Genomic DNA, 20087 nt, shown 5'->3' with positions numbered 1-20087 from the left:
TTGTGCTTGAAGACGTTAGTTTTTAATTTCCATGATGATCGTGGCATTGGCGTTAAAGGTACCGGGTTTTGGCCTGGCGCCGGTGGCGCTACCGGGCGCGGCAGAGAAATTGAACTCGCCATCTTCTTCACCCAAACGCGAACGTTTTCCCATATCTGTTTCCATGCGCCCGCCGTTCACATCAACTTCTTTATCGTATTCATCATAAATCTTGATTCCAACATCGTCGTTTGATGTCTGTAACATTGTGGGCGATGCCGCCGTCTGCGTCGCATGTAGCGAAACTTCAACATCTTGCCCAGCCGCCATTCCCGTACACTTCACCGATGCTTTGATCGGAATTTTACGGCTGGTTATCGCCGAACCCGGCGTTGACGAAAATTCAGAAGCCGGTATTTTTTCAAAATTGACTTCAATCACTTGCCCACCGTTAACTTCACACTCCTGTGGAGCGGTGATATCCCCCTGGATATAGACATCGGCTAACGCAGTGGGACTATCTGCACCAGTGGCGTTCGTTTTACCATACAAAGAAGCCATTAACATAGTTGGAATAGTCACTTTTCCAATAAATGGCTCCTTGACATAAAAATAAATAATCGCATCTGACCCACTATCAAAAGTCGCTATTTTTTTATTATCTGTACATGTGTTTTTGCCATCAGGATTGTTAGGTTGATTGGAAAAAGGAACATTAATATAACCTCTACCGAGAATAGCGATGGAGATCCCCACATCCAAATGTTCATTAAGATTATAATATTGTATATTACTCCGCACACCTGATTTAGCTAACGAGGAATTTTCCACGGCAGTATAATAAACATAGTTAAAATTACTAGTACAGTAGCAAAACCCATGATACCTATTTCCATTATCAACATGCTGCTCAAATGTTTGCCCACTTTTATTTTGAGTTGCACTAATTGTTTTATTGGGGAATGTTAATATACTATGATGCGTTCCACCATCTGCCTCACAATAAACGTCGGCGGCTAATATATTTTTGCAAAAAATAGCAGACGTGAGAAATATAAAACAGATAACCAGTCTCAAATTAATATCCTTTTTATTTGCAGCCAACTTTAACCTGAATCAGTTCATTATCTTTCGGTTCAGAAAAATGGTAATGTGCAGAACAGGTGCCAAGATTACCCGTAATCGTAAAATGACCTTCTGCCGGCATTCCGGATAAATAAAGCTCACCATTATCACCTACAATCCCCGTTACCGTGCCGGACTCCAGATCCGCCGAGGCCATAGCGCCAAATGGCGCGGGTTTACCATCTGGCATCGTTACCGTAAACAACACACGATAACCAACATGAGTGACAAACGTCGCTTTCACCACAGCGCCGCGCGTCGGTACCAGATTGACAACGGTATTTTCCAGTTCGACATTAGCGCGCGAGAAATAATTGCTGTTGATCGCCACCCGGTTTTCATCATACGGATTCATTTGCGTTTTTACCGTATAGCCTCGCCAGTCGGTGGATACGCCGGTGGCGTTCTCCACTGAGAGGCCATCTGCCCCCGGTGCTTCAACCAATGCCACCGTTTCCCCTAGCTCTTGCGAAAAAGTGATGCCGCCGCTGTGAACCAGAATACCGCCGCGAACCCCGTAGTTAAGGCGCTGTGAATCCTGACTATAGGCATAGCTACCGTTAACTGAGCCATAGGTACCGTCATAGCTCAGGCTGGCGTTACTGCTATAGCTGTCTTGCGGATCGCTAACCCATGATTCCTGAACGTTATAGGCAAGGTTATGATCTTCCAGCGCGGTACCGCCCAATCCGACCTGCATCGTGCTGTCATTATGATTGTTTTGCGTCAGCGAATAATTGACGTAACTGTTCTCCAGCCAGCCGGAAAGCGGTACCGAAACCGACAGCATAAAAATATGCTCATGGTCGTTCTCATTATCATTAGACTCGCTACCCGTATAACTATTGGCAGAATCGGTATAGTTCCAGGAAACGTTCCATGAAATACGCCGCCAGGTATTGGCATAACCAAATTGAACCAGCCGCTCGACGTTATCCGTTTTCCAGTACTGCTGCCGGCTCACCGTCAGGTAAATATTACCGTAGCCCCGGGCAAAAGATTGCGACCACGTCCCCTCAATCCGGCTACGTCGGTTGCCGGTCATCCAGAAATCTTCATCATTATTCTGCCGGGATGCCCATTCATTGAGCGTGTAATATCCTTCCGTGGAATAACGGTATCCAACCAGACGGAAATTCGTATCGGTTTCATCGAAACGCTTAGAATAGAGAAAGCGATAAGATTGCCCGGTTTCATCATCGCCATCGTCAAAATTGGCATGCGCGTGAGTCACATCCAATGACAGCGCACCGAGCGAGCCCATATCTTTACCCATCCCCATCGCCGCAGAAGCATAATCATTCGCTATCTGCGTGCCGCCATACAGCGTCAGGCCCCATGGCAAACCATGAAGAACCTGAGCCTGTAGCACGTTGGGGGTAAAACCGCTCTCATCGCGCATTTCACCGACGCTAATGTCCACATCGGTTTGTCCTTCGCGCTTAAGAATGGCCAGTGAAGCATAGGGCTGAGTGAAATGCTGCTCGCTGCCATCCTCTTCTTTGATAGTCACCTCAAGGTCGCCACCACCGCTGGTGGTATTCAGATCGGTGATTTCAAACGCACCTTGCGGCACTGCCGACTGATAGATAACGTAATTATTCTGCCGGATAATCACCGTAGCATTGCTTTTAGCGATACCACGAACTATTGGCGCAAAGCCATTCTGGCTGGATGGCAACATATCATCGTCGGTATACAACCTCGCCCCGCGGATTTGCGTGCTGTCAAAAACATCACTCGCCGTCCAGGTATCACCCAGCATAATCTGGCTACGCAGCGCGGCAATATCTCGCTGAACGTAGCTACTGATAGAGTGGTATTCAGTACTGTTTTCCGTCGCGTTTAAGGTGCTGTAGTTACGTAGCCGCCAGGCACCGATATTCAAACCGTTGCGTAAGTTGAGGTAATAGCTGTCATCCTCAGAGGAGTCATAATTGGATTTTAATGTGTGTGCTCCGGAGAAATCATAGTTAACCATCAGCGCATTAATCCCCTGATCCCAGCGGGAGGGGCTGATATAATCAGCCGCCGAACTATCCAGATAAATTTGTGGAACAGAAATATTCAACGCTAGTTTGTTAGCATCAAAAAACCACGATGAGCCATCGATCAAGGGAACCGGATTGATACACGCTTCACTATCAGCCTCATTCAGTTCCTTCAGCGCATTAACTTTTACACCATAGGAAGATAAAACATCCTTTATGGCAATAAAGCAGGGGTGAAGCTCCCCTTCCGGTGAGTCCTGAATAAATTTAATATCCTGTCGTTCAAAAAAACGACCGTTAACGATTACATCAACCTTATAATTACCAGGAGGAAGCGCATTTGAGCGGTTAAACTGACGGATATCGACATTAACCGGGTGATCGATCTCCAGAAGATTCGGGTTAAATAATGAATCCTGCGCCATACTCTGAAAAGTAGCGCTCATAAAAACGCCGGAAACCAGTATGAAATAACGACCTGAATCAATCATCGTGACGTCCTTGTCGGGTAGTTAAAGGGCCCTTTTTATCGGATCGCTGATCGCGCCATAATCATTAATAAATTGCCATACCAACGAACGCCCAGCAGCCCCTTCAGGAATGTCCAGGGCTATCGTTTCAAACGGCTTAATCATATTTAAGGTGATATCTTTTCCGTCAACAATTACGCTCATCACATTGATATGAATAGGCGTTGGATTATTCACCATCAGTTTATTTCCCTGACGCTGCCAGGATACTTTGGCTACTGCCTTTTCCGGCGTAATGGTTATCGACGCGGGACGCCAGAAAAGCTTAATTCGTGTTTTAATAGCAATTTCAAGAGAGCTCCCCTCTTTTTTATTCGTTGACGGGGGAATATTTTTAACATTAAACCAAAAAACAGATTCACGATCGGTAGGAAGATTGCCCTCTGTTTTAATAATACGTAATATTTTTTCTTGCCCAGCCTCAAGTCGCGACACAGGAGGAATTGTCGTAAAGGGCGGTTTGCTCTTATCATTTTTGTCAAATGGATCGACCCACGACTGAATTAAATAAGGGAGCGTAGATTCTTTATTATAAATAGATATCGTTGCATCGGGTGCATTACCTGGAAAAATAACTCGCGTGCCTCCAACAACGATACCTGAAAAAGACACCGATGAATAAAATGAAAAGACCATAAACAGAACTATTTTAAAATAATGACCAGGCATACATGTATCCAGAAATAAAAAAGACGCTCGCTATAACAAAGAAAAAGCAATAGCACAATAACGAGCGCCATTTAATTAACAATGAATATTCAATTGAAACGAATGACTCTTGGTATTACTTCACATATTCAACGGTGAACTGGGAATCGGCGTTAGCGGTACCGGCAGTCACTGTCGCAGAAGTGGCAATATAACGAGCAACAAACTGCATAGACGCTTTAGTCGCAACAATCGGGGTTTCCGCTGATTTTGTATACAGCTTAACCTGAGAGTTATCAGCTTTGTTATAGATACGGATGGCAACACCTGTTGCGGTAATCGGTGCAGGTTCAGTACCGGTATAATCACCAGGAGTTGTCGTATTCAGCGGATCGCCAATAGCCAGGTCGCCATTACCATCAGAGGCTTCTGTGCCATCGAAACGAACGCCCGCTTTGGTATATGTATCCGGGCATTTCTCCAGGTCAATATGGAAAGCCGTCGGCGCGGCGGTAGAACCTGCACCGGTGAATGCAGTACGGTTTACTTTACCTAAGTCGACACTCTGATCTTTGGTATCTGCGGTCACTTCACACGTACTGTCAATCACTTCACCACGAAAGTGGACGGTACCATCAGAGGCCATCGCATGTCCGACAAAAAATACTGAGGACAATGCTAAAGAAATAGCCGTTAATTTTCCTTTCATTTTAGACTCCATAAACATTGATTATAATAACCACTATTTTTATCGATAATATACATAGAGGTTTAATTGCAGGAGGATGATACATCTGGAGTCGAATTAGTCACAAGATAAATAAATTAATTTCCAGAATGAAAATTTATTTATCTCGATGGAATTATTGTAATATTTCAATATCACACGCAAAAATCAAAAACAAAATATATATATAACATACTTAAATTATACACATACATTAAGATTTTTGCATAAAATGCATGATAATTCAGAATAAATTTATACCGGAGTTAAAATAACGCTAAAGAAATCAATATCAAAAAAATAAAAATAGAATAATCATTATTCCGCTATTTTATTTGCATTTTGTGCCATGGTTAAGTTTCGAACGAAAAATCACACGATTATTGTGCCATGTCACCGATAAAAAAAGGCCGCTATGCGGCCTTTTTTACCAGAGAGTAATACCTTATTCGACTGTCACCGATTTCGCCAGGTTACGCGGCTGATCCACATCGGTGCCCTTAATCAGCGCCACGTGGTAAGACAGCAGCTGCAGCGGCACGGTGTAGAAGATAGGCGCAATCACCTCTTCGACGTGCGGCAGTTCGATGATATGCATGTTATCGCTGTTGCTGAACGCCGCATCCTGATCGGCGAAGACATACAGCTCACCGCCGCGCGCGCGCACTTCTTCGATGTTGGATTTCAGTTTCTCCAGCAGCTCGTTGTTCGGCGCGACAACAATCACCGGCATATCGGCGTCAATCAGCGCCAGCGGGCCGTGCTTCAGTTCACCCGCCGCATACGCTTCTGCGTGAATGTAGGAGATCTCTTTCAGCTTCAATGCCCCTTCCAGTGCGATGGGGTACTGATCGCCGCGGCCCAGGAACAGCGCGTGATGCTTGTCAGAGAAATCTTCTGCCAGCGCTTCAATGCGTTTATCCTGCGAGAGCATCTGCTCAATACGGCTCGGCAGCGCCTGCAAACCGTGGACGATATCGTGCTCAACGGACGCATCCTGACCTTTCAGACGCGCCATTTTCGCCACCAGCAGCAGCAAAACGGTCAGTTGAGTGGTGAATGCTTTGGTCGACGCGACGCCAATTTCCGCACCGGCCTTGGTCATGATCGACAAATCCGACTCGCGCACCAACGACGAACCCGCCACGTTACAAATCGCCAGCGAGCCCAGGTAACCCAGCTCCTTGGTCAGACGCAGGCCTGCCAGCGTATCGGCGGTTTCTCCGGACTGCGACAGGGTGATCACCAGGCTATTCGGGCGCACGGCTGATTTGCGGTAGCGGAATTCAGAGGCGATTTCGACATCGCACGGCATACCGGCCAGCGATTCAAACCAGTAGCGCGCGACCATGCCCGAGTTATAGGACGTTCCGCAGGCGATAATCTGAATGTGCTCAACCTTAGCGAGCAGCGCATCGGCCTCCGGCCCCAACTCGCTCAGATCCACCTGACCGTGGCTGATACGCCCGGTTAAGGTGTTTTTGATCGCGTTCGGCTGCTCATAGATCTCTTTTTGCATGTAGTGGCGGTAGATGCCTTTATCACCCGCATCATACTGCACGTTGGATTCAATATCCTGACGCTTCACTTCCGCGCCAGTCTTATCGAAAATGGCCACGGTACGACGGGTAACCTCCGCGATATCGCCCTCTTCCAGGAAGATAAAGCGACGGGTGACCGGCAGCAGCGCTAATTGGTCAGAAGCGATAAAGTTCTCGCCCATGCCCAGACCGATAACCAAAGGACTGCCGGAACGCGCTGCCAGCAGCGTGCTCGGATCGCGAGAATCCATGATCACCGTACCGTACGCTCCGCGCAGCTGCGGAATCGCGCGAAGCACGGCTTCACGTAATGTACCGCCCTGTTCCATTTCCCAGTGCACCAGGTGAGCAATCACTTCGGTGTCGGTCGCTGAAACGAAGACATAGCCGCGTGCTTGCAGCATTTCACGCAGCGGTTCGTGGTTTTCGATGATGCCGTTATGCACCACCGCAATATGATCAGACACATGCGGGTGCGCATTGCCTTCTGAAGGTTCACCATGCGTTGCCCAGCGGGTGTGAGCGATACCGGTGCCGCCTGGCAGCGGGTGCTCTTCCGCAGCCTGTGCCAGCATCTGGACTTTGCCCAGGCGGCGCAGGCGGGTCATATGCCCTTGCCCATCGACGACGGCCAGACCGGCAGAGTCATATCCGCGGTATTCCAGACGACGAAGCCCTTCAAGAAGGATTTCAGCTACATCACGTTGCGCGACTGCGCCAACAATTCCACACATAGTTTTATGTTCCGATTTTTTACGCGTTGTCGGTCAACCTGTTGCCCGTATACCGGGCGCCCCGAGCCTTGTAGAGAATGGGGTTATTTTTATAGGTACTGCACGTTGGGCGGGAGATTATGTTATCGCCTCGCCCCTGTCTGCCTGATGGCGGCTACGCCTTATCAGGCCTACAAAAAACTACTTCTTCTTCACCGGACGCTGCCAGCCTTGCTTGTGTACCTGCGGTACGCGGCTCAGCACCAGCTCATTATCGGCCACATTACGGGTAACCGTGGTTCCTGCGGCGATGGTCACGCCGTTACCGATGGTGACCGGTGCCACCAGCTGGCTGTCGGAACCGACGAACACGTCGTCGCCGATAATGGTTTTAAACTTGTTCGCACCATCATAATTGCAGGTGATAGTCCCTGCGCCGATGTTAACGTTGTCGCCAATTTCCGCGTCGCCGAGGTAAGTCAGATGACCGGCCTTCGAGCCCTTGCCCAGACGCGCTTTTTTCATTTCGACAAAGTTACCGACGTGTGCCCCTTCCAGCAGCTCAGCGCCGGGACGCAGACGAGCAAACGGCCCGATAGTACAGGCCGCCTCGAGAACGGCATCTTCTACAACGCTGTATGGACTAATTTCGCAGCCATCACCGATGGTACTGTTTTTAATGACGCAGCCGGTACCGATTTTGACGCGGTTGCCCAGCACGACGTTGCCTTCAAGAATAACGTTAGTATCAATCTCAACATCGCGCCCATGCGTAAGCGTGCCGCGCAGGTCGAAGCGCGCGGGATCGCGCAGCATCACGCCTGCCAGCAGCAATTTTTCTGCCTGTTCGGACTGATAAATACGCTCAAGACGTGACAGCTGCAGGCGGTTATTCACGCCGTCGGTTTCACTGATACGCGCCGGATGAACCGCAGCAATCTCACGCCCTTCCTGGTACGCCATCGCGATAATATCGGTGATATAGAACTCGCCCTGCGCGTTGTTGTTGTCGAGCTTCGCCAGCCAGCGTTTGAGATCGGCACCGTTCGCAATCAGAATGCCGGTGTTAATTTCACGAATCTGGCGCTGCTCTTCACTCGCATCTTTCTGCTCCACGATGCCAGAAACTTTACCGTTTTCGCGGGTAATACGGCCATAGCCGGTTGGATCGTCGAGCACGACCGTCAGCAGACCAATGCCGCCCTGCGGCTTCGCTTCACGCAGGCGCTGCAGCGTTTCCACCGAGATCAGCGGCACATCGCCGTACAGCATCAGAATATCTTCGTCATCAGCAAAGAACGGTGCCGCCTGCTGCATGGCGTGGCCGGTACCCAGCTGTTCAGCCTGAAGCACCCAGTTCAGGTTACCTTCCGTTAAGGTTTGCTTCAGTAAATCGCCACCGTGGCCGTACACCAGGTGCACCTGGTTCGCGCCGACATGGTTAGCGGCGTCAATGACATGCTGCACCATGGGTTTTCCCGCCAGGGTGTGCAGCACTTTCGGAAGTTCGGAATACATGCGTGTGCCTTTGCCAGCGGCAAGGATCACAACGCTCATGGTACGGTTAGACATAGGTATCCTGTCTGTAGATTAAGTATGAAGTAAACCGGGTTATCGTTGAAAATTCTACATATTTTGCAGCATGAAATGGCCTGCCGATAAAACGTTCAACATTCCCTTTAGCACTGTTTTTCTTTCCTTATTTTCGTCCATATCAAATCCATTTGTCTTGTAAGAAATCAGACCAACAGTCTGATTCTACGCTATCTCACTGCTTATCCTGTTTTTTTGCCACCTGAATAAAGAACGCGTCTAATTAAAACAGCGTTTTATTTACTCATTATTGTGACGAACAAAAAAGAAACAGCGTTTTGATTTGGTGATAATTACGGCGCTCAACCATTCAGGAAGATAATATGAACAAGAAGATACCTCTGGCTCTTACCCTCTGTAGCGCAGCGCTCTCTCTCTCCGCGCAGGCCCAGACGCCCCAGCAATGGAAAGCGATCGCTTTTGGGCAGTCCACCGACGTCAACTTCTCCTCCAACGTACTGGCGGAGAAAGTGGGCGTGAATAACGTTACCATCGACGGTAAGACGCTGACACCACAGCAAATTGCCGAACTCAGTAAACCCATCACCATTGAAAGCCGCGGCGGAAAAATCGCCAACTCTCATGATGGCCTGACCTTCTTCTACACCACACTGCCTACCGATAAGAACTTTGTTCTTTCGGCAACGGTCACCGTGGATCAGTTCGGTCCGGAAAATGGCGCCAGGCCAGCAGCACAGGAAGGCGCAGGCCTGCTGGTGCGCGATATCATCGGTATTCCGCGCCAGGAGCCGCTGAAAGAAGGCTATGAAGAGTTCCCCGCTGCGTCAAATATGGTGATGAACGCCATCATGACGCAGGATAAAAAGGATGATTACCGCGTGAAGCTCCAGGCGATTGCACGTAACGGTATTACTCAACCGTGGGGCAACGCCGGTTCTGAGATCAAAAAGGTCAGCTATAAAGAGGGGATCGATCTTCACCAATCACCAACCTTCCGCCTCAAGCTCGAACGCACCAACGACGGCTTCATCACCGCCTGGGCTCCAGCCAATAGCGAAGAGTGGGTGAGCGAACGCGTACCACATGCCGATCTCATTTCCGTTCAGGATAAGCAACAATATTACGTCGGCTTCTTTGCATCACGTAATGCCAGGATTACTGTCAGCAACGCGTCATTAACCACCTCAGCGGCCCAAACCGTCGCCTCTAAACCTTTCGTCGCCAAATCGTGGCCGGTGGTAATGCAGATAGCCTCTGGCAGTAAGAGTCAGACGCCAACGTATACCCTCCAGGCACGTGCTAACTACGACGGGCAGTTCACCGTACGGCAAAATGAAGTGGTGATCGGGGAGAATAAAGCGGTTAAAGCCGGCGAAATGTTCACCCTGCCGGCCCGGCTGAAAGACAACAATACGTTCCAGATTAGCTTCACCCCCACCAGCGGCAAAGATCGTTCACCGGTTGAGCAGCAGCTGACCGTAAGCCAGGAAAAAGGCATTACGGCTACCACGCTGTATGCGGCAGCAGACGGCAAGGCCGACGCCAAAGGCACTGAGGGTTCGCCATTAGATTTGAAAACGGCAATTGAGCTAGTGCCACCGGGCGGAAAAATTGTGCTCGCTGCGGGTGATTACCCGAAGACCGATATTCCGCTGTCTGCTAGCGGCCTTGAAAACGGCCATAAAACGCTAGAGGCATCCGGAAAGGCGGTTATCCACGGTATGCTGCTGGACGGCCACTACTGGACGCTGCGCGGTATCGATATCACCGATAAGAGTCTGCGTATTCAGGGGAGCCACAACCTGATTGAAAACGTCACCGCTTACCGTAATGACGATACCGGGATTCAGATATCTTCGGCAGATAAGATTGGTCGCCCGCTGTGGGCCAGCTACAACCGGGTGGTGAATTCCGAGTCTTATAGCAACGAAGACCCGGGTAAGATTAACGCCGACGGCTTCGCCGTGAAGATGCGCGTGGGTGAGGGTAACCGACTGGAAGGCTGCTATTCCCATGATAACATTGACGATGGGTACGACCTGTTCAACAAGATTGAAGACGGTGCCAACGGCGTGGTCGTGATTGAAAACTCCATCGCCCGTAATAATACCAGCAATGGCTTTAAGCTAGGCGGCGAAGGCCAGCCGGTCGCCCATGAGATCCGCAATAGTATTGCGGTTGGCAACCATCTCGATGGCTTCACCGATAACTTCAACCCGGGCAAGCTGGTGGTCGTCAACAACGTTGCGGTCGATAACCAGCGCTTCAACTTTATCTTCCGCCCGAGTCCTTACGGCGATCCCGCCACCCAGGGCGTGTTCAGCGACAACATTTCGCTGCGCAGCCAGCCGGGGAAATACGATGATGCCGTTGTCGGCAATATCGATGCCACCAACTACTTTATCGAGCAGGGTAAAAGCGTGAATACCGAAGGGAAGGAACTGCGCGCGGAAGACTTCCAGTCGCTGTCATTACCGCAGCCGCTGAAGCGTAATGCGGACGGCAGTTTTGATACCGGGAATTTCCTGACTAAGGATTAATGTGGTCTGTCATGTAGGCCTGGTAAGCGCAGCGCCATCAGGTATGCCGCGAGCACATTGCCGGTTGATGGTGTAAACGGCTTATCCGGCCTACAAAATACAAAGGTCGCCGTGAGGCGACCTTCTTCGTTTTGGGTTCTGTTTACACCGCGTGTGTTGTGGTTTTCGTTAGCGGTACAGCGCTTAACAGAACGGCATCTGACCTACAGGTGAGGCGGTCAGTGCGGTCATCAACCTTACAGGTTGAAAGTACCGAAAGAGATGTTCATAGAGCTGAAGAGAGCGATGATTTTGTTGATCAGTTTCATGATTTTTATCCTGCGATAGTAGTGATATTTTTTGTGACTCAACTCACAAAACGAAGTCTACTCCTCCAGATTTTTTCGATCAACAGTTTTGTGACCTTAATCACAAAATATTTAAAATACCTTTTCAGTTTCATTTAAATTAAAACAAGACATAAAAAAAGCCAGTCTGGAAACCAGACTGGCTTTTTGACTTTCAAGCCGGTGTTACATCGCTTTTTTGGTCAACTCGATAACGCGCAGTTTAGCGATCGCTTTGGCCAGTTCCGCAGACGCCTGAGCGTAATCCACGTCACCATGAGAGCTCTTAATGTGCTCTTCGGCCTTACGTTTCGCTTCCAGAGCTCGCGCTTCGTCGAGGTCCTGACCGCGAATCGCGGTATCAGCCAGAACGGTCACGGTGCCAGACTGCACTTCAAGAATGCCGCCGGACAGATAGATAAACTCTTCGTGACCGTGCTGTTTAACGATGCGAATCATACCAGGCTTAATGGCGGTGAGCAGCGGGGCGTGGCCCGGGTAAATACCCAGCTCACCTTCGCTACCCGTTACCTGGATTTTCTCGACCAGACCAGAGAACATTTGTTGCTCTGCGCTGACGACGTCCAGGTGGTAAGTCATTGCCATATCACCCTCCGATTAAGGCGTTAAAGTTTTTTGGCTTTTTCCACTGCTTCGTCAATGGAACCGACCATGTAGAACGCCTGCTCCGGCAGGTGATCGTATTCGCCGTCCATGATGCCTTTAAAGCCACGGATGGTGTCTTTCAGCGAAACGTATTTACCCGGAGAACCGGTGAATACTTCTGCTACGAAGAACGGCTGGGACAGGAAGCGCTGAATTTTACGTGCGCGTGCTACCACCAGTTTGTCTTCTTCAGACAGTTCATCCATACCCAGGATGGCGATGATGTCTTTCAGTTCCTGATAACGCTGCAGGATGGACTGAACGCCACGAGCGGTGTCGTAGTGTTCCTGACCAACAACCAGCGGATCCAGCTGACGGCTGGTGGAGTCCAGCGGGTCAACCGCAGGGTAGATACCCAGGGAAGCGATCTGACGGCTCAGTACGACGGTTGCATCTAAGTGCGCAAAGGTCGTTGCTGGGGATGGGTCAGTTAAGTCATCCGCAGGTACGTATACTGCCTGTACGGAGGTGATAGAACCGGTCTTGGTGGAGGTGATACGTTCCTGCAGAACGCCCATCTCTTCCGCCAGAGTCGGCTGGTAACCTACCGCTGAAGGCATACGACCCAGCAGTGCAGATACTTCAGTACCGGCCAGGGTGTAACGATAGATGTTATCGACGAACAGCAGTACGTCACGACCTTCGTCACGGAATTTCTCAGCCATGGTCAGACCGGTCAGAGCAACGCGCAGACGGTTTCCCGGTGGCTCGTTCATCTGGCCATATACCAGGGATACTTTATCGATAACGTTGGAGTCGGTCATTTCGTGGTAGAAGTCGTTACCCTCACGAGTACGTTCACCTACGCCCGCAAACACGGAGTAACCGGAGTGCTCGATCGCGATGTTACGGATCAGCTCCATCATGTTTACGGTTTTACCTACACCCGCACCGCCGAACAGACCGACTTTACCGCCCTTCGCGAACGGACACATCAGGTCGATAACTTTGATACCGGTTTCCAGCAGTTCCTGAGAGCTGGACAGCTCTTCGTAGGAAGGTGCTGCGCGGTGGATAGCCCAACGCTCTTCTTCACCGATGTCGCCTTTCATGTCTACTGGCTGACCCAGAACGTTCATGATACGACCCAGTGTTGCTTTACCTACCGGAACTTCGATCGGGTGCTCGAGGTCTTTAACATCCAGACCGCGACGCAGACCGTCGGAAGAACCCATAGCGATGGTACGTACGATACCGCCGCCGAGCTGCTGCTGAACTTCCAGCACCAGAACTTCATTACCATTCTGCACCTCAAGAGCTTCGTACACGCGCGGTACGGCATCCTGAGGGAATTCGACGTCAACTACGGCGCCGATTACCTGGACAATTTTTCCAGTAGCCATCTTGAATCCTCTACGAATTAACCTGGTTATACCGCGGATGCACCACCGACGATCTCGGTGAGTTCCTGAGTAATGCTGGCCTGTCGAGCTTTGTTGTATACCAACTGCAGCTCTTTAATCAGGCTGCCGCCATTGTCGGTCGCGGCTTTCATCGCCACCATACGTGCGGCCTGCTCGCTGGCCAGGTTTTCTACCACGCCCTGATAGACCTGAGATTCGACATAGCGACGCAGGAGGGTATCCAGCAGCGCTTTCGGATCGGGTTCGTACAGGTAATCCCAGGTTTTACGTTTCAGATCATCATCTTCTGAAGCCGGTAACGGCAGCAGTTGGGTGATCGTCGGCACCTGAGACATGGTGTTAATAAATTTGTTGCTGACAATATAAAGCTTGTCCAGACGACCTTCGTCGTAGGCCTGCAACATCACTTTTACCGGACCGATAAGTTCGGACAGGGCAGGTTTATCGCCCATACCGGTTACCTGAGCGACAATGTTGCCACCTACGGAATTAAAGAAGGACACACCTTTCGAGCCGATCATTGCGAGGTCGCACTGAACGCCTTTCTCGGTCCATGCCTTCATATCCGCCAGCAGTTTCTTGAACAGGTTAATGTTCAAGCCACCGCACAGACCACGGTCGGTAGACACCACCAGGTAGCCCACGCGCTTAACGTCGCGTTCTTCCAGGTATGGGTGCTTATATTCCAGATTACCGTTCGCAAGGTGACCAATCACTTTGCGCATGGTATCTGCATAAGGACGGCTGGCCGCCATGCGATCCTGCGATTTACGCATTTTGGAAGCGGCGACCATCTCCATCGCTTTAGTGATCTTTTGCGTGTTCTGGACGCTTGCGATCTTACTACGTATCTCTTTTGCGCCGGCCATGAGCTTCTCCTCAATGCCTACGGCCTGCCCTAAGACAGGCCGTCAGACTTTACCAGGATTGGGTTGCTTTGAAGGAATCGAGGATGCCTTTCAGCTTGCCTTCGATTTCGTCGTTATAGCCACCGGACTGGTTGATCTCTTGCATCAACGGAGCGTGATCACGGTCAACGTAAGCCAGCAGAGCGGCTTCGAAGCTACCGATTTTCGCCAGTTCAACATCCGCCAGATAACCACGTTCTGCTGCGTACAGAACCAGAGACTGCTGCGCGACGGACATCGGCGCATACTGTTTCTGTTTCAGCAGTTCAGTTACTTTCTGACCGTGGTCCAGCTGCTTACGGGTTGCATCGTCAAGGTCAGAGGCGAACTGGGAGAACGCTGCCAGTTCACGATACTGTGCCAGCGCGGTACGGATACCACCGGACAGTTTCTTCATGATCTTGGTCTGTGCTGCACCACCTACACGGGATACGGAGATACCCGGGTTAACCGCAGGACGAATACCGGCGTTAAACAGGTTGGTTTCCAGGAAGATCTGACCATCGGTAATGGAAATTACGTTGGTCGGAACGAACGCAGAAACGTCACCCGCTTGGGTTTCGATAATCGGCAGAGCGGTCAGTGAACCGGTTTTCCCTTTCACTTCACCTTTGGTGAAGGCTTCAACGTATTCGGCGTTAACACGCGCAGCACGCTCCAGCAGACGGGAGTGGAGGTAGAATACGTCGCCCGGGAATGCTTCACGTCCTGGTGGACGACGAAGCAGCAGGGAGATCTGACGGTATGCGACAGCCTGTTTAGACAGGTCATCGTAAATGATCAGCGCATCTTCGCCGCGATCGCGGAAGTATTCGCCCATTGCGCAACCGGCATACGGTGCCAGGTATTGCAGTGCAGCGGATTCAGACGCGGTTGCCACAACAACGATGGTGTTAGCCAGCGCGCCGTGTTCTTCCAGTTTACGTACCACGTTAGAAATGGTGGACGCTTTCTGGCCGATAGCCACGTAGACGCACTTGATGCCGGAATCACGTTGGTTGATGATGGCGTCGATTGCCAGCGCGGTTTTACCGGTCTGACGGTCGCCGATGATCAGTTCACGCTGACCACGACCGATTGGGATCATGGCATCAACGGATTTATAACCAGTCTGAACTGGCTGATCAACGGACTGACGTTCGATTACGCCTGGTGCGATAGCTTCAACGGCGGAGAAGCCGTCGTTGTCCAGCGCGCCTTTACCATCGATTGGTGCACCCAGGGTGTTAACCACACGGCCCAGCAGGCCACGGCCAACCGGAACTTCCAGGATACGACCAGTACACTTGACGGTCATGCCTTCGGCAAGGTCAGCGTACGGGCCCATGACTACAGCACCTACAGAGTCGCGCTCCAGGTTCAGTGCGATAGCGTAACGGTTACCCGGCAGGGAGATCATTTCACCCTGCATACAATCGGCCAGGCCGTGAATGCGGATAACACCGTCACTTACAGAAACAATAGTACCTTCGTTGTGAGCTTCACTCACAACATTGAACTGAGCAATGCGCTGCTTGATCAGTTCGCTGATTTCGGTGGAATTCAGTTGCATGCTCCAGTCCCCTTAAGACTGCAAGACGTCTGCAAGGCGTTCAAGACGGCCGCGTACGCTACCGTCAATGACCATATCACCCGCACGGATGATAACGCCTGCCATTACAGACTTATCGATTTTGCAATTCAGCTTAACTTTGCGTGACAGACGTTTTTCCATCGCGGCGGTGATTTTCGCGAGCTGTTCTTCATTCAACGCATTGGCGGAGATAACGTCTACCTCAGAGGTAGCTTCACTCGCGGCGCGCAGATGCACGAACTGCTCAAGAACATCAGGGAGCACTTTAAGACGACCGTTTTCAGCCATGACCTTAATCAGGTTCTGGCCGTTTTCGTCCAGTTGCTCACCGCATACAGCGATAAACGACGTAGAGAGCGTTTCCGGCGCCAGTGCGCCAGACAGAAGCTCTGCCATTTGTTCGTTCTTCGTCACTTCGGCGGCAAACGCCAGCATGTCCTGCCAGCGATCTACGCTTTTGTGTTCGACGGCAAAGTCAAAAGCTGCTTTGGCGTAGGGGCGAGCTACCGTAACAAATTCAGACATCAGCCCCTCCCTCCTTACAGTTCAGCGACAAGTTTATCCACGATGTCGCTGTTAGCAGCTTCATCCACGGAACGTTCGATGATCTTCTCGGCGCCAGCAACAGCCAGGATAGCGACTTGCTTACGCAGCTCTTCGCGAGCACGTTTACGCTCGGCATCAATTTCTGCCTGAGCCTGTGCCACGATTTTAGTACGTTCCTGCTCTGCTTCAGCTTTAGCTTCGTCCAGGATCTGAGAACGACGTTTGTTCGCCTGCTCGATGATCACCTGGGCTTCCGCTTTCGCTTTTTTCAGCTGGTCGGTCGCATTGGCCTGTGCAAGGTCCAAATCCTTTTTAGCTCGTTCTGCAGAAGAAAGACCGTCAGCAATCTCTTTTTGACGTTTTTCGATGGCTGCCATTAACGGCGGCCATACGTATTTCATGCAGAACAGAACGAACAGGACAAACGCGATGGCCTGGCCGAGGATTGTTGCGTTAAGATTCACAGCACAATGCCTCTTATCTAGTTAACGTTCTGATATTGCTCTTACTTAATTCAAAGCAACGCTTACTACGCGACAGCGAACATCACGTACAGACCCAGACCTACAGCGATCATCGGGATAGCATCCACCAGACCCATAACGATAAAGAACTGAGTACGCAGCAGAGGAATCAGATCCGGTTGACGCGCTGCGCCTTCCAGGAATTTGCCCCCGAGGATGCCGATACCGATCGCAGCACCGATTGCCGCCAGACCCATCATCACAGCGGCAGCCATGTACAGCAGATCCATATTCAGGTTTTCCATGACAGTCTCCAGTTTGTTTCAGTTAAAACGTAGTAGTGTTGGTAAATTAATGCTCTTCAGACGCCATCGACAGATAGACAATCGTCAGAACCATGAAGATGAAGGCTTGCAGCGTAATGATCAGGATGTGGAAAATGGCCCACGGCACATTCAGAATCCACTGTGACCACCACGGCAACAGACCAGCAATCAGAATGAAAATCAGCTCACCGGCATACATGTTGCCGAACAGTCGCAGACCCAGAGATACTGGTTTGGACAGCAGGCTTACCCCTTCAAGGATTAAGTTGACAGGAATAAATGCCCAGTGATTGAACGGCTGCAGTGTCAGCTCTTTCGCGAAGCCACCGATGCCTTTCATTTTGATGCTGTAGAACAGAATCAGGATAAACACGCCCAGTGCCATAGACAGGGTGATGTTTACGTCCGCAGACGGAACCACGCGCAGCGCCGGCAGGCCCAGTATATGCTCAGCAATATACGGCAGCAGGTCGATAGGCAGTAAGTCCATCAGGTTCATCAGGAAGACCCAGACGAAGATCGTCAGGGCAAGCGGAGCGATAACCTTGCTTTTGCCATGGTACATGTCTTTGACACTGCCATGAACGAAGCCGATTACCAGCTCAATCGCGGTCTGAAATTTACCTGGTACGCCGCTGGTCGCTTTTTTGGCAACGCTACGGAACATAAGCAGGAACAACAGACCCAGCACCACCGAGAAGAACATGGAGTCAATATTGAGCGTCCAGAAGGTGGCTGGGGGGTTATGCGGATCTACCAGCGAGAAAGTACGCAGGTCCAGCTGAAGGTTATTCAGATGGTGTCCTATGTATTCCTGCGGCGTCATATTTTCAGAAGCCATGATGCCTTTTACCCTTTGTTGTTAATTACAGCGGGCGCCAGTATCTGAACCACTAGCACCAAAATCCATGTAACGATCAGCGGTAAGAATACCGCCTTTAAAACCGCCAGCGCCACAATCAGTAACACCAGCATCGCTAGCACCTTGAACGCTTCGCCGAAGGCGAACGTCCAGGCCACTTTGCCCTTCGCGGGTGTATGCACCTGGTGACGCCAGGCAAAAATCATAAACAACATATTAGGCAGTAACACTGCCAGGCCTCCACACGCGGCGGAGATGCCCCAGACGGGGTCTTTAAGGCTGAACAGCAATCCACTTGCTATCACTGCCAGAAGCTGAATGAACAGAAGCTTACGAGCAACATTTCGACTCACGAGCGACATAGACATCACGTTTGAACTCCTGCTCCCTTTGAGGTATGCCGCGTGTCGTATAAAACGTTCTTTAAAGCTCAGAGTCAAGCATCAAAAAGCGGTCAAATTATACGGTGGTGCCTCGTGATTTCAAACAATAAGTAGCCAAAAGGTGAATAAATATTTAAATATTTTTCATTCGCGCTATTTTCCTACTTTTCGTCAAAGTGTGAACGATCGTACAAAAGTGCAAATACAGCGAAAACAGTGACTATAAAGCGTGCACAAGATCACATATTAAACATTTTAGCGCCTGGCTTCTGTATCAACGTCGCAAAATATGAGTTCTCATCGTTTTGATATCTAAGGCTAAATCTGAGTACTCTTTTAAAAAAACGTAGATACAGAACAAAAACCATTCGTTGACATTTATAATAAATTATTAACATGAACAAATGACTTACCTGCTGATTTATAGCAGACTGATATTTTCCACGTTTACTATTCTCATCATTAACAAAAAAAGCTTGGTTATCGATAAGATAAAAACAGGTTAAGTCCTAGTAAAATTCAGCCATACAACGGCGGGCAGTGTCGCCAGTTTGTTAACACCTGAACCCGCCTTTTTTTTCTACTTTTTTTGATAAAAATTAAATTTTGTTTGGTGCAATAATCACCAAATGACGCTCCCCTTCCAACTGAGGAACCCGTAATTCGACCACGGACTCCACGCTAAATCCCTCTGGAAGTTGCGCAATTTCATCTTCCGGCAGCTGCCCTTTCAGCGCGTAGAAGCGCCCTTCCGCACCCGGGAGATGATGACACCAGTTCACCATATCGGTCAGCGAGGCGAAGGCGCGGCTGATGACACCGTCAAACGGCGGCTCAGCGGGGAATGCTTCAACGCGGCTCTGCACCGGCGTGATGTTGTCCAGATTCAGTTCGTGCTGAACCTGGCGCAGAAAGCGAACGCGCTTGCCCAAGCTATCGAGCAGCGTGAAGTGCGCATCCGGACGCACGATAGACAGCGGAATACCCGGCAGGCCCGGCCCGGTACCGACATCGATAAAACGTTCACCTTTCAGCGACGGTGCCACCACAATGCTGTCGAGGATGTGGCGAACCAGCATCTCGTTCGGATCGCGCACCGACGTCAGGTTGTACGCCTTGTTCCACTTATGCAGCATATCGACATAGCCGACAAGCTGATTTTTCTGGTGATCGGAGAGGGAAATGCCTGCTTCATTCAGCAGTCGAGAGAGTTTGTTGAGCACAGAGAATACCTGTTAGCGATAATCTGCCGGATGGCGACTTCGCCTTATCCGACCTACAAAGTAGGCCCGGTAAGCATAGCGCCACCGGGCAATGTTCA

General features: G+C 50.3%; 17 protein-coding genes. 1 reads left to right on the top strand and 16 read right to left on the bottom strand.

Features of this window, described 5'->3' with window-relative positions:
- Window positions 1–15: 15 nt before the first annotated feature.
- From H7R76_RS23615 to glmU, 6 genes are all read right to left on the bottom strand, one after another.
- Window positions 16–1083: a fimbrial protein gene (locus H7R76_RS23615; RefSeq protein WP_182966630.1), complete on the bottom strand. Its 1068-nt coding sequence runs from the start codon at window positions 1081–1083 to the stop codon at window positions 16–18.
- Window positions 1070–3586, bottom strand: a complete 2517-nt coding sequence (locus tag H7R76_RS23610; protein ID WP_182966628.1) for a fimbria/pilus outer membrane usher protein — start codon at window positions 3584–3586, stop codon at window positions 1070–1072. Before H7R76_RS23610 ends, H7R76_RS23615 begins: the two co-directional genes overlap by 14 nt.
- Before the next feature lie 21 nt (window positions 3587–3607).
- Entirely contained in the window at window positions 3608–4294 is a 687-nt protein-coding gene (locus tag H7R76_RS23605; protein WP_174329715.1) for a fimbrial chaperone, read from the bottom strand.
- Between the two features lie 115 nt (window positions 4295–4409).
- Complete coding sequence (locus H7R76_RS23600; protein WP_182929746.1) at window positions 4410–4982, bottom strand: chaperone-usher fimbrial major subunit; 573 nt, start codon at window positions 4980–4982, stop codon at window positions 4410–4412.
- Window positions 4983–5445: 463 nt separating this feature from the next.
- Window positions 5446–7275 carry a glutamine--fructose-6-phosphate transaminase (isomerizing) gene (glmS, locus tag H7R76_RS23595; RefSeq protein ID WP_106930116.1) on the bottom strand — a complete coding sequence of 610 codons (1830 nt, stop codon included), beginning with the start codon at window positions 7273–7275 and terminating at the stop codon, window positions 5446–5448.
- A gap of 180 nt (window positions 7276–7455) precedes the next feature.
- Window positions 7456–8826, bottom strand: coding sequence for a bifunctional UDP-N-acetylglucosamine diphosphorylase/glucosamine-1-phosphate N-acetyltransferase GlmU (gene glmU, locus H7R76_RS23590; protein WP_182929745.1), 1371 nt, complete (start codon window positions 8824–8826; stop codon window positions 7456–7458).
- Between the two features lie 344 nt (window positions 8827–9170).
- On the opposite strand from glmU, the gene H7R76_RS23585 reads away from it, so the two are divergent.
- Window positions 9171–11348, top strand: a complete 2178-nt coding sequence (locus H7R76_RS23585) for a right-handed parallel beta-helix repeat-containing protein (protein WP_182966626.1) — start codon at window positions 9171–9173, stop codon at window positions 11346–11348.
- 512 nt (window positions 11349–11860) lie between these two features.
- On the opposite strand, the gene H7R76_RS23580 is transcribed toward H7R76_RS23585, so the two are convergent.
- From H7R76_RS23580 to rsmG, 10 genes are all read right to left on the bottom strand, one after another.
- The gene (locus H7R76_RS23580; RefSeq protein WP_064540602.1) at window positions 11861–12280 is read right to left on the bottom strand and encodes a F0F1 ATP synthase subunit epsilon; all 420 of its coding nucleotides are present in this window, start codon (window positions 12278–12280) and stop codon (window positions 11861–11863) included.
- A 20-nt stretch (window positions 12281–12300) separates the two neighbouring features.
- The gene (gene atpD / locus H7R76_RS23575; RefSeq protein WP_035893613.1) at window positions 12301–13683 is read right to left on the bottom strand and encodes a F0F1 ATP synthase subunit beta; all 1383 of its coding nucleotides are present in this window, start codon (window positions 13681–13683) and stop codon (window positions 12301–12303) included.
- A gap of 26 nt (window positions 13684–13709) precedes the next feature.
- Window positions 13710–14573 carry a F0F1 ATP synthase subunit gamma gene (gene atpG, locus H7R76_RS23570; protein ID WP_035893615.1) on the bottom strand — a complete coding sequence of 288 codons (864 nt, stop codon included), beginning with the start codon at window positions 14571–14573 and terminating at the stop codon, window positions 13710–13712.
- 49 nt (window positions 14574–14622) lie between these two features.
- Window positions 14623–16164: a F0F1 ATP synthase subunit alpha gene (gene atpA, locus H7R76_RS23565; RefSeq protein WP_106930107.1), complete on the bottom strand. Its 1542-nt coding sequence runs from the start codon at window positions 16162–16164 to the stop codon at window positions 14623–14625.
- Between the two features lie 12 nt (window positions 16165–16176).
- A complete protein-coding gene (gene atpH, locus H7R76_RS23560) occupies window positions 16177–16710 on the bottom strand; it encodes a F0F1 ATP synthase subunit delta (protein WP_106930105.1) in 534 nt (177 codons plus the stop codon).
- A gap of 14 nt (window positions 16711–16724) precedes the next feature.
- Window positions 16725–17195 (bottom strand): F0F1 ATP synthase subunit B, encoded by a 471-nt coding sequence (atpF, locus tag H7R76_RS23555; RefSeq protein WP_064540589.1) that lies wholly within the window; start codon window positions 17193–17195, stop codon window positions 16725–16727.
- Window positions 17196–17260: 65 nt separating this feature from the next.
- Window positions 17261–17500, bottom strand: a complete 240-nt coding sequence (gene atpE / locus H7R76_RS23550; protein ID WP_000429386.1) for a F0F1 ATP synthase subunit C — start codon at window positions 17498–17500, stop codon at window positions 17261–17263.
- A 46-nt stretch (window positions 17501–17546) separates the two neighbouring features.
- Window positions 17547–18362 (bottom strand): F0F1 ATP synthase subunit A, encoded by an 816-nt coding sequence (gene atpB, locus H7R76_RS23545; protein ID WP_005121454.1) that lies wholly within the window; start codon window positions 18360–18362, stop codon window positions 17547–17549.
- 8 nt (window positions 18363–18370) lie between these two features.
- A complete protein-coding gene (gene atpI, locus H7R76_RS23540) occupies window positions 18371–18751 on the bottom strand; it encodes a F0F1 ATP synthase subunit I (protein ID WP_106930103.1) in 381 nt (126 codons plus the stop codon).
- Between the two features lie 614 nt (window positions 18752–19365).
- Window positions 19366–19989: a 16S rRNA (guanine(527)-N(7))-methyltransferase RsmG gene (rsmG, locus tag H7R76_RS23535; protein ID WP_182929742.1), complete on the bottom strand. Its 624-nt coding sequence runs from the start codon at window positions 19987–19989 to the stop codon at window positions 19366–19368.
- Window positions 19990–20087: the final 98 nt, after the last annotated feature.

Source organism: Klebsiella sp. WP8-S18-ESBL-06, from assembly GCF_014169755.1.
In the GTDB taxonomy this organism is placed as follows: domain Bacteria; phylum Pseudomonadota; class Gammaproteobacteria; order Enterobacterales; family Enterobacteriaceae; genus Kluyvera; species Kluyvera ascorbata_B.
This window is presented reverse-complemented; position numbering and strand designations above follow the sequence as displayed.